Origin of the sequence: Flavivirga abyssicola (assembly GCF_030540775.2) — a bacterium.
Taxonomy (GTDB): domain Bacteria; phylum Bacteroidota; class Bacteroidia; order Flavobacteriales; family Flavobacteriaceae; genus Flavivirga; species Flavivirga abyssicola.
Genome location: NZ_CP141266.1, coordinates 362,930 through 375,278, shown reverse-complemented (window position 1 = coordinate 375,278; position 12,349 = coordinate 362,930). Strand labels below are relative to the sequence as shown.

General features: G+C 34.5%; 7 protein-coding genes. All 7 read left to right on the top strand.

Translation table 11 applies throughout. From position 1 onward, the window contains the following. The 7 genes from Q4Q34_RS01530 (at position 1) to Q4Q34_RS01500 (ending at position 12,313) form a co-directional block, all read left to right on the top strand. Positions 1-1,875 (top strand): RagB/SusD family nutrient uptake outer membrane protein, encoded by a 1,875-nt coding sequence (locus Q4Q34_RS01530; RefSeq protein WP_303317301.1) that lies wholly within the window; start codon positions 1-3, stop codon positions 1,873-1,875. A 12-nt stretch (positions 1,876-1,887) separates the two neighbouring features. Further along, a complete protein-coding gene (locus Q4Q34_RS01525) occupies positions 1,888-3,624 on the top strand; it encodes a hypothetical protein (protein ID WP_303317302.1) in 1,737 nt (578 codons plus the stop codon). Between the two features lie 210 nt (positions 3,625-3,834). Then, on the top strand, positions 3,835-5,277 hold the full coding sequence (locus tag Q4Q34_RS01520) for a sulfatase-like hydrolase/transferase (protein ID WP_303317303.1): 1,443 nt from the start codon (positions 3,835-3,837) through the stop codon (positions 5,275-5,277). A gap of 6 nt (positions 5,278-5,283) precedes the next feature. After that, entirely contained in the window at positions 5,284-6,777 is a 1,494-nt protein-coding gene (locus tag Q4Q34_RS01515) for a family 16 glycosylhydrolase (RefSeq protein ID WP_303317304.1), read from the top strand. Positions 6,778-6,813: 36 nt separating this feature from the next. Continuing rightward, a complete protein-coding gene (locus Q4Q34_RS01510) occupies positions 6,814-8,787 on the top strand; it encodes a glycoside hydrolase family 127 protein (RefSeq protein WP_303317305.1) in 1,974 nt (657 codons plus the stop codon). A gap of 88 nt (positions 8,788-8,875) precedes the next feature. Then, positions 8,876-10,729: a CRTAC1 family protein gene (locus Q4Q34_RS01505; protein WP_303317306.1), complete on the top strand. Its 1,854-nt coding sequence runs from the start codon at positions 8,876-8,878 to the stop codon at positions 10,727-10,729. 18 nt (positions 10,730-10,747) lie between these two features. Beyond that, a complete protein-coding gene (locus Q4Q34_RS01500) occupies positions 10,748-12,313 on the top strand; it encodes an MFS transporter (RefSeq protein WP_303317307.1) in 1,566 nt (521 codons plus the stop codon). The last annotated feature ends 36 nt before the right edge of the window (positions 12,314-12,349 follow it).

Genomic DNA, 12,349 nt, shown 5'->3' with positions numbered 1-12,349 from the left:
ATGAAAAAGATAAAATTAATTTACGTAATACTTTCAGTACTCCTCGTCTTTTCATGCGAAGAGTATCTAGATGAACCCAATCCTAATACGCCTGAGCTTCTAGAATCGGTAACAAATCTGGATGATACAAATAGAGTACTTAATGGGGTGTATAACTCGTTATTTAACCATTATGTTTTAAGTATAGAAGAAGATCATTTTAGAACCGATTTAGGTGCTATGAAAAATAGGTTGACACCAAATGTTGGTTTTCCAGAGCATTTAGATTTTTACTATAAAACAGTTAATCCAAATACGCGACGTATTGAACAACGTTGGGGAGCCTTATATCGTGGCATTTTTACGGCTAACCAAACTCTGGCAGTCTTAGATAAGATTGAGCCTTCTTTAACAAACGCGAATCAATTGCAAGCATGGAATGAGCAACGCGCACAAGCTCTTTTCTTTAGAGGTCTTTATCATTTTTATGCCCATTCGATTTTTAATAATGGGAATGTTATAATAAGAGATCGTTATGAAGCAGATATTGAAAAAAGACACAAAGACCTGTCTTCATCAGAAGATGTTATCGCTTTTTTTAGAAAAGATTTAGAGGAAGCCATTCCTTTTTTACCAATGCCCTCGGATATAACTGAGCTGGGTAGAGTTAGTAAGGGTGCTGCAAAAATGATTTTAGCTAATTCCTATTTATTCGAAGGCACCGAAGGTGGACAAAGAGATATGGCTCTTATAGGTCAAGCCATGACCCTTTATGAAGAACTAAGAGACGACTACGGCTACACGCTAGAAAATGAGGTTAACCCTATTACAGGTTCTAAAATGTTTACAACTGCTGGTGAGTTTAATAGTGAATCCATATTCGAAATTCCTTATACAACTAGTTTCGGTGAAGAACTTAGCGAATTCAATGAGGCGAGCCCTCATAATAGATTAGCACGAAGAACGGCTCACTTTAAATTTGGAGGTCAAGATTTTTTACAGCCGGCCTCTTGGTTGATATTAGCTTACGAAAACGATCCTTTAGATTCAAATGTACCTATAAATACAGTGGTTACTGGTGATGGTTCATTAAACACCAGACGAGAATCGTTAAGATCTTCCAACATGCTATTTTTGAATAATGATTTGGACACGCCAGTATATACATATCCAAATGTTTTAAATTCATTATCAACAAATGGTAATGGTTGGGGTGGTTTAAGGAATCAAGGAGGTAACTTTGTAGCGTTTAAAAAATATACAAACCATGATTTAGGACTTGCAAATGAAACAGTGACTCCAGAGGGGGCTCTTAAGTCTGGAAAAAATGTTGTAATTAACCGTTTATCCGAAGTATTGTTAAATTTAGCCGAGTGTTATATTTATCAGGGAAGGCTTCAAGATGCGATTAACGAAATCAATAAAATTCGCGAGAGATGGGCACTTGTTCCTTTAAGTTTAAGTGATCAAATAGATAACCCTGGAACAGCTTACGATGAAACTAGTTTAATGAAACGTTTAATGGAAGTAGAAAAACCATTAGAACTTTCAGCAGAAGGACACGCTATTCGTGTTATTGATTTAAGAAGATGGGGAATTGCTGCACAAAGGTTTGCTGAACTAAGTGAAGTTTTTTATCAAGGCACACAATTTCCAAGACCGGGAAGGAGACCTATCACAGCGGCTTTAGCTAGAGGCTCAAATACAGCGATTAATGATAGTAGATTTATTAGTGATCTTTTTATAATAGATTCTAGTACAGCTCCTGCCGATCCAGAAACACAAAGAGCTCAAAATATTTTTCGTGAATTTCTAGGATCCTCTACAAACTATAGCACAAATGCAGGATATTTACCGATACCTGAAGAAGAAAGCATAAACAACAACGGATTTTAAAATATAGAGATCATGAAAAAATATAGTTTAATTATTTTATTATTAATAGTCGCACTTATAAGTTGTAACATTGATGACTATGATCAACCTTCTGATTTTTCAAAGCCACAATTGTTTACACCAGATGTATTTAATTTATCGGAAAATAATATTGGCAATACGATTCCTATTTCTATTAATGACTTTAGTTCACTTTCCGATGTTTCGCAAGGTGTTGTTTCTAGATCTTGGATGATTGAAGAAGGCTCTCGCTTTTTAATGCCAGATTTTACCAGAAAAGATAGTTTAAATCTTGCTGATTTTATAGATCCAGAATTAGGAAGTAGTAACGGAAAAGATATAGCAAATGTACTATTCCAAAAAGCTGGTGAAACAACAGTGACTTTAAAAAATAGGTTTAAAGAAGAGGTAAGCTTATTAGGAAACGATGCAGTACAAACAACAGATGGGCTATGGGAACTAACTACTGTTTTCCAATATGATGTTTATAACTATTTAAATGCTGAAGCATCTATATTTGATGAGGAAACTCTGGAAACGTATCTTCTTGCTGCAGATCAAAATCCATCTATAAATGACACGAGTGGTTTTACTACTATTACTATTGAAGCTGGATCTAGATTGGATTTCAAAGATTTAACTACTATTGGTAGACCAAGTGGAAGAACCTGGAATTTCGATGGAGGACAACCAGATACAAGTGAAGAAGAAGAAGAAGAAGTAACTTATAACAGAACCGGAGATTATTTGGTAACTATTACAAGTATGCGTGACAATATTAGACAAAGCTTAAGATATTCTGAGCAAACCAAAGCCTTACCATTCATTATTAATGTAATACCATCAACAAAACCTTTTGTAATTAATGGAAATGCTTTTGCTCTTAATGATAACAGCAGCGAACCTGGTACTAAAATAATAGCATTTAGAGTTAATGGTGTATTAGAATCTTTTACAGATTTAGAAAATGATTTCTCAGTAAATGTAGTTAATGGCGCTATAAATTTAGATATCGATGTTGTATCAGCAGAAGTAAGTAGCGTTGATGAAACCATGATAGAACTTGTTTTAGCCGAACCAGTACTTAATAGTGATACGATCACTTTATCTTATAGTGGAAGTGCAATAACTTCTATTGATGAAAGAATATTGACTCCTTTTACAGATGCGGTTGTTGAGCCCTTATTTATTAATTTATTGACTGGTAACGTTAATCCAAGTTTTGAAAACCCAGCTAGTAATGCTAGATGGGCAAATGCAGACGGGTATAGACTTTTTATTGGAAATGGTAACCAATTAGTAAATGCTCAGAATACAGATGGTACACCGTTCTTGGACAGGTCAACAGAAAGAGCAAGTGATGGTAGTGCTTCTATGAAATTTAATGCTATACTACCTTATGAAACAGGAATTGGTTTTATAGGGTTAAGCAATATTTTATTTAGAAATGCAGATATTCCTGCTGGAGAATACCAATTGACTTATGACTTATATTATGAGCCAGGAACTACGTTTGCAGGTCTTTTCACTAGAATATTTGGAGCCACATCAGAAATTGAAGTAATGAATTTTAACCCTCCTGCAACAGGAGAATGGTTCACGGTGAAACGCAATATAACCTTAGGTTCAGGTGGTATTACTGGAAATGCCGTATTTAATTTTAGAGATAATAATGAAAATGCAGCGATAACCGGAAGGCAAACTTTTTATATTGATAACTTTAAAGTAATAGCAGTAGAAAGTAGATAATTTATAATTTTTTAGTTAGTTTTTTAAGTTTAATAAAGTCGTGAACTCAACGTTTACGACTTTATTATTTTCAGTTTCTAACCATAGAATTTAAGGTAATTAAAGATTAAAACAGGTTATTTAAGTATTAGTAAAGTTTGTCAAAACAAATTACCTTTAGCTACCTTTAAATTAAGTTTTATTGTATCCAATTTTGAATTAGGTTAATTTATGAATAAGCTAAAACACACTGTTGTTCTTCTGTTAGTATGGTCTTGCCATGTATCTTGTATATCTCAAGAAAAACCCAATATCATATTCTTGTTTTCTGATGATGCAGGGTATGCAGATTTCGGGTTTCATGGGAGTGAGGTTATGAAAACCCCTAATTTGGATAAGCTTTCAGAAGAAGGAGTAAGATTTACACAAGGTTATGTAACAGATGCTACTTGTGGACCTTCCAGAGCAGGTCTAATAACTGGAAAATACCAACAACGCTTTGGTTATCAAGAAATCAATGTGCCAGGTTATATGAGTGAAAACTCAAAGTATTTAGAAGATGATATGGGCCTTCCATTAGATCAAAAAACAATAGCAGATTATTTAAAAGAATTAGGGTATACAAATGCTATGTATGGAAAATGGCATTTAGGTAATGCAGATCGTTTTCATCCTTTAAAAAGAGGTTTTGATGAATTTTATGGTTTTAGAGGCGGAGCTCGAAGTTATTTTGGATACAAAAATTTTGAAGGAATTCACCATGACAATAAAATGGAACGCGATTTTGAAAACTTTGAAGAACCTGATGGTTACGCAACAGATGTTTTCGCCGATAAAGCAGTATCGTTTATAGAGAGAAATAAAGACAATCCCTTTTTTATTTATTTAGCGTTTAATGCAGTACATACTCCAATGGAAGCGACTCAGGAAGATTTAGATAAATTTCCTAATTTAAAAGGTAAGCGTAAAGAAGTTGCAGCTATGACATTAGCTCTTGATAGAGCTTGCGGTAGAGTATTAGATAAGTTAAAAGAATTAGGGTTAGACGATAACACAATTATTATATTTTCTAATGATAATGGTGGACCAACAGATAAAAATGCATCATTAAATTTACCACTAAGTGGAACAAAATCAAATCATTTGGAAGGCGGTTTAAGAGTGCCGTTTTTAATGAAATGGCCTCGTGAAATTAAAGGAGGAGCTGTTTATAATTATCCAGTGAGTACATTTGATTTATTACCAACATTTTATGCTGCTGGAGGCGGAGATGTTGCAGATTTAAAAGATATAGACGGTGTTAATCTAATGCCTTATGTTAACGGATTAAACAAGGCAAGACCACACGAAGATTTATTTTGGAAAAAAGAAACACGTGCAGTATACAGAAATAATGATTGGAAATTAATTCGTTTTGCGGATAGACCAGCTGAACTATATGATGTATCTAAAGATCTTACCGAAGAGAATAATTTAGCAGCAAAACATCCCGAGCGTTTAAAAAGTATGTATAAAAAATTATTTGAATGGGAATTAACTTTAGAACGCCCAATGTGGATGTTAAAACAACGTTTTGAAAAATATGATATAGACCGAATGGATCGCTATAGAACTCCAGAATTAGTAAAAAAAGAAATGGAGCAGTACACAATAAAAACAAGAATAAAAAACTAAAACAGGATGAACAATACAAATAACTATTTACTTATTTTTATATTAAGTGCTTTTACTTTTTCTACTATAAGTTGTACACAAAAAAAAGAAGAAAAAATAGTTACAGAGAAAACGGTAACAAATAATGGTCCATTACCTTTTTCAGACCCAGAAAATACAGGAGGATGGGTTTTAAATGAAGAAATTAGTGACGAATTTGAAGGCACTTCAATAGACACTACCAAATGGTTTGTAGAAGGACAAAATGGCGATTACTATATCTGGAAAGGGCGTGCCCCTTCTCAATATGCCCCTCATAATGTTATTGTTGAAGATGGGAAGTTAAAAATAGTAACCCAGTGGGAGCCTGATTATAATTTTGCAAAAGAGAGCTATGCAGATGGCGCCCATAAGGATACGTATGGAGTCCATGAAGGAAAACCTTTGCCAGTAACCACAGCAGCTATTGTAAGTAAAAAAAGATTCTTAAACGGCTATATGGAAGTAAAATCAAAAGCACCAAAAGCGGCTATGACTGCAGCATTTTGGGCTATTGGTTATGAGCAGGAATTAGATGTTTACGAACAGTTGGCAGTTCCTAAAATAGCTAAAGAAGGATCAATAAGCCATAATACGAATAGAACAGCTATACACGATTGGAGTCCTCCTTCTGTAAGACCAACTAAAGCTTTTGGTTATGATGAAACAGTACCCTATACAACTTCAGACGATTTTCATATTTATGGAGTAGAATGGGGTGAGGATTATTTGAAAATTTTTAGAGATGGAAAATTTGTTCATGGCTTTATCCAAGACGAATTAGGAATAGACTGGGTACTAAACAACCCGATGGAAGTTTGGTTGGACTCAGAAATTTTTAAATGGTTAGGCGTGCCACATAAAGAAGAATTACCAGCAACTTTTGAGGTAGAATATATGCGAGTATGGCAAAAACCATCAGACAATTTATTAGTAAAAGATAGAGCTTTTTATGGCTTTGAAGGACCAATATTATTTGAGGAAAACCCACGCCCATTAGATATGGTACCAGAAGATTCCAACCCTAACGATTATCAAAAATTCTGGATTTTTGATGAAGGTTCTTCTAAGTATTTAAAAATTCATGAAGGGCATTACGCAAGTGGTGTAGAAAGTTTAAAGTTCTCTGGATATGGGAAAAATGAACATTTAGAAGTTGATAAAGTTGTAGCCAAAGCACCAGAAGGATCTTTAAATATTCCAGCAGGAGATTATACCTTATCTGCTAAAGTTTGGTTAGATCAAGGTAGAATTACAGATTCAATTCATGTGACTTTAATGAATCCAAAAACAGAATTAGTATTCAATGGTTTAAAAGAGTTGCCTAGAAAGCAATGGGTAAACGTTAATACTGATTTTTCTAGACAAGAAGTATCTGGAGATACTGACGGTATGGTTATAGAAATCCGTAAAGAAGATTTACCGGAAACTAAGGCCGCTAAACTGTTCATTGATGATATTTCAATTAAAAAGAAAAAATAAAAACTAATAAATTAAATAATAGAATTAATACAATTTATGAGTACTCATAATAAAGCGATAACAAATACCTCAGAGAGTCCTTATGTGAAATTGAAGAGCATCAATTTTGGTGACTGTAAATGGGATAAAGGCTTTTGGTCGGAAAAAGTAAAAGCAGCACAAGACAAAATGCTTCCATATATGGGGGATGTGCTGTGTGGAGATATTGGTCACGGATTAAATAACTTTAAAATTGCAGCAGGAGAAAAAGAAGGAGAGCACAAAGGGTTTTATTGGCACGATGGTGATTTCTTTAAGTTTATGGAAGCCAAAACCTATATTTATGGACTTACCAAAGACGCATCTATTTTAAAAGAATTAGATGAATACATCGAAATTATAGGAAGGGCACAAGAAGACGATGGATATATTCATACACACATACAAATCACCGATGGTGCAGATCGCTTTGAGAATAGAAAATACCATGAAATGTACAACTTTGGGCATCTGTTTATTGCGGGTTCAGTACATTATCGTTTAACAGGACAACGTAACTTTTTAGACATCGCTATTAAGCAGGCAGATTTACTCTACACTTATTTTATGCCGGATACTAAGCATTACCAGCGTTTCGGGTTCAACCAAACGCAAATTATGGGGCTGGTGGAGTTGTACAGAACAGTAAAAGATAAAAAATATTTAAAACTTGCAGAAAAGTTTATCAATAGAAGAGGTACTTATGAAATAACACATGATTCCACAACAGAAGGTTACCCTATTGGAGATATGGTTCAAGAAAGAACACCTTTAAGAGAATCAGAAGAAGCCGTAGGTCACGCAGTATTAGCTTTATATTACTACGCAGGAGCCGCAGATGTGTATGCAGAAACCGGAGAAAAAGCCCTTATTGATGCGTTAGATAAATTATGGGAAAACGTAACCGGGAAAAAAATGTATGTTACGGGAGCCGTAGGTCAAGCACATTATGGTGCTTCTACTAGCTTAGACATGATTGAAGAAGGTTTCATTGATGCATACATGATGCCAAACATGACAGCTTACAACGAAACCTGTGCAAACCTATGTAATGCTATGTTTAGCAATAGAATGATGGGGATTAAGGAAGAATCTAGATATGCAGATATTATTGAATTAGTTTTGTATAATAGTGGTTTGTCTGGTATAGGTATAGAAGGAGAAGACTATTTCTATTCTAATCCATTAAGAATGGTAAATAATTCTAGAAATTATGATTCGCATGAAGATGTAACAGAAAGCCCAGTAAGACAGCCTTATTTAGAATGCTTTTGTTGCCCACCAAACTTAGTACGAACCATATGTAAAAGTTCAGGATGGGCTTATAATTTATCTGAAAATGGTGTAGCAGTAGTATTATTTGGAGGAAATAACTTGGACACTACTATGCTGGATGGTTCTTCATTAAAATTATCTCAAGATACAGAATACCCTTGGAAAGGATTAGTGAAAATAACGGTAGATGAATGTAAAGATTCTGCTTTCGAAATTAAAGTTAGAATTCCTAAATGGGCAGTTGGTAGTACATTAAAAGTAAATGGAGAAGATGCTGGTATTGCTATTATCCCTGGTACTTTTGCAAATATAGAGCGTGTATGGTCTGCAGGAGATACAATTACCTTAGATATGCCAATGGAAGTTACGCGTTTAGAAGGGCACAACAGAATTGAAGAAGTAAGAAATCAAATAGCTGTTAAAAGAGGACCCATAGTGTACTGTATTGAATCTCCGGATTTACCAAAGGATACTTCAATATTAGATGTATATATTAAAGGAGATGCTAACTTAGAAGCAGAACATAAAGAAGATTTCTTAGGTGGTGTAACTGTTGTAAATACTGAGTTGCTTTTAAGAGAAGATAAAAATGACGATATGTACCACACAGTAACTAAACCCGTATTAAAATCATATAAAACACAGTTAGTACCGTATTTCGCATGGAGTAACAGAGGTCAAGCAGAAATGACAGTCTTTATGCCTGTGATTTGGTAGATGAATTTAAAATTACGCGTAAAACAAGAAACGTTTTATGCGTAATTTTTTAGTATCTAAACAACTAATCTAGATTAAAATAATTATTTTGAAAAAAACACTCACTTTTTGTTTTTTATTGTGCATTTTGTTAAGCAATCATAGTATTGCCCAAAATACGACGACAACTTTTAAAGAAGTTTTTAAAGAATTCCCAAGGCAGGAAAAAAACCTAAGAAAATGGGATGCTCCCGTAGTTGCTGATTTAGACCAAGATGGTTATTTAGATTTATTAATTAATGACCACGGATTTGGTATTCAAGTATGCTGGAACAACAAAGGCAAATTTGCTAAACCTTACGATGTTATCATGGGAGATTTACACGGAGTTTCTGCTGGAGATATTGATTTTGATGGTAATATTGAAATTGTAATGTCCAGAGGAGGAGGTTCCGGTAGTAATGCTCGAAATTCAAAAATGTATCGCGTTGTTGGTAGGGAATTTATACCAATGGGGGACTTTAAAGAACCATTAGCCCTAATGCGTGGTAGAACAGTTGGTTTTGTTGATATAGATAATGACGGTGATTTAGATTTGTTAAATTTTGCATTTCCCGATGGCGCAAAAAAAGGACAAACCGAAAACTATCTTTATGAAAATAATGGAGGTGAGTTGGTTTTAAATTCTACCCTTCCTGCCAGTAAAATTGATGGTCAAAAAGTATTGCTTACCGATTTCAATGGAGATAACGTCATGGATATCGTTATGTATGGTCATGGTAATGTGAAAATATATCAAGGAGGAGAAGGCTTTACTTTTGAAGATGTTAGTAAAAAAGTACTTCCTAGAAGTATTGATGAAGTTACAGGAGTTGTAGAAATTGATTATGATAATGATGGGGATTTCGATTTATATTTTACAAGAGGATTAGATTTTGAAACAGGTGAGACCTTTTTTAATAAAGAATCTAAAACATTAGGTTTTTATACAAAACGGGGCGAGTTTAATTTTGATGACATCGAAACCGGTGATGTACTTCAAATGGAAAATTTTCAGTCACAATGGCCCAATAACGATACTTTTTATATTGGAGAAGCATCTTACGATTATGAGTTTGAAGGAGAAACCCATTCTGGAAAAAATATAAGATTAGTAAATAGTGATGCCCTAGGATTTCCAGACAATGCAAATTATAAAGAAAAGAAAGGTTGGTATATTGGTTATGTAGGGAATAAAAAATGGAAAATAGCAGGGTTTCTTTGGGCACCTGCAACAGGTATCGTAAGAGGTGTAAAGGATTATCCCAAATATGGCAATCCCGAAGGACTTTCAGACATTTTATTAGAAAATAAAGGAAAGAAGTTTCAAGATGCTACTAAAAAAATGAACCTTCTATTTAAAGCACATTCCAGTGCAGCAACAGTTGCGGACTTTGATAATAATGGCTTTCAAGATATTTTAATTGTACCAAGAGGAAACCTTGTAAACGAAAACGAAGCAATCGTTTTTATGAATAAAGGGGAATCTGGTTTTGAAAAATTGCAAGGACATAATATCATTTCAACAGAATTGGGAGCAATCGGTATGGCTGTTGAGAATTTAGATTTCAATAATGATGGTAAAGTGGATGTTGTGATAGGAAACGAACGAGGTAAATGGCACCTTTTCGAAAATAATGTTACTAAAACTAATAATTATCTCGTAGTGCAAGTAGGGGATGCACCGTCAAAAAAAGCAACAGCTTTAGGCGCATTAGTAACAATCAAGTCCGGTAAAAATATTCAACAAAGGCGTATAGGTTCAACAGGAGCACAATATTCTCTCAGTTTTAACAATAGGGTTCATTTTGGCTTAGGCTCAAGTAACCAGCCAGTAAAAGTTAAAATAACTTGGACCAACGGAGAGACAGTTGAACATAAAATTAGTAAATTAAACACCACAACTTTCATAGGAAAAAACTAACTAACTAAAATAAGATATATGGGTTCTTACAAAAAAAATGCATTTACATATGCCACAATTGTGGCCATGGGAGGGTTTCTGTTTGGATTAGACGCTGCTTTAATTTCAGGAACAACCAAATTTATTTCAAAAGAATTTGCACTATCTTCTTTAGAGTTGGGTACAGTTGTAAGTGCTCCCGCTTGGGGGGTTTTACTAGCGTTACTCTTCGCTGGTTGGGTTAGTAATAGATTTGGACGTAAAAGAGCCATTCAAATTATTGCCATTCTATATATCATTTCGGCGGTATCTTCGGCATTCGCACCGAGTTATATTATGCTCGTTATTGCACGTTTCTTGGGCGGTTTAGCCTTTACTTCTATTTCTTTAGCATCCATGTATATTGGGGAGATTGCACCACAAAAGTATCGTGGGAAGCTAGTTTCCATGATACAAATAAATATTGTAATTGGTCTCTCGGCAGCATATTTCATTAATTATTTCATTATCGATTTAGTTGCTTCTGGTGCAGACTGGGTATCAGAGTGGGGACTCGATACAAACACATGGCGTTGGATGCTCGGAACAGAAATATTGCCAGCCGTTATATGGTTAGGACTATTATTCTTAGTACCTAGAAGTCCATCGTGGTTGGTGTTTCAAAATAGAATAGATGAGGCAAAAACAACATTGCGAAAGTTAATTCCAGAAAGTGAAGTTGAGCATCATATAACAGATATGCAAGAGAGTTTAAATAAAAGCTCAGACGATCGTTCGTTAAAAGCACAGTTTAAGGAAATTATGGGTAAACCTATGCGGGTTACACTAATCATTGCACTTACTATTGCTATCGCACAACAAGCAACCGGAATCAATGCCATTTTGTTTTATGCGCAAACCGTAATTGAACAATTAGGAATTGGTAGTGATGCTTCGTTTTTACAAGCCATTTGGATTGGATTAACTAGTGTAATATTTACTATTTTAGGACTGTTACTGGTAGATAAATTAGGAAGAAGACCATTAATTATTTGGGGAATGGTTTGGATTGTGGCTAGTTTAGGTCTATGCTCTTATGGTTTCAATCAAGCGCGCTATACCGTAAGTCAAGAAGCCGTAGCAGAAATGACTGAAATACCAAATTCTCAAAGGCTCAATGCCATAGTTGGAGTAGAATATAAAAGTGATGTTGAATTTAAAAGTGCGCTTAGGGACACTTTGGGAGAAGACGATGCAAGGGATTTTTCTGGTCTATTGATTCAGAAATCAGCGTCTTTAAATGCTATGCTTATTTTCTTTGCAATATTAAGCTTTATTGCAGCTTTCCATTTTTCTGTTGGTCCGGTAATGTGGGTGCTCTTTTCAGAAATATTTCCAATTTCTATTAGGGGAATTGCAATTCCTGCAATTACACTTATTACTAGCCTTGTAAGCATGCTGGTACAGCAGTTTTTTCCATGGCAACTCGATAAATTCGGTATCAGTACAACCTTGTTGGTCTATGCTATAATTGTTGGTATTGGTTTAATTATTTTATTTAAATATCTAGTTGAGACCAAAGGTTTAACCATCGAAGAAATTCAAGCAAAACTTCAAAAGAAATAAAAAGAATTTATAGTTTAGCAGATTAAAATAAAAGAA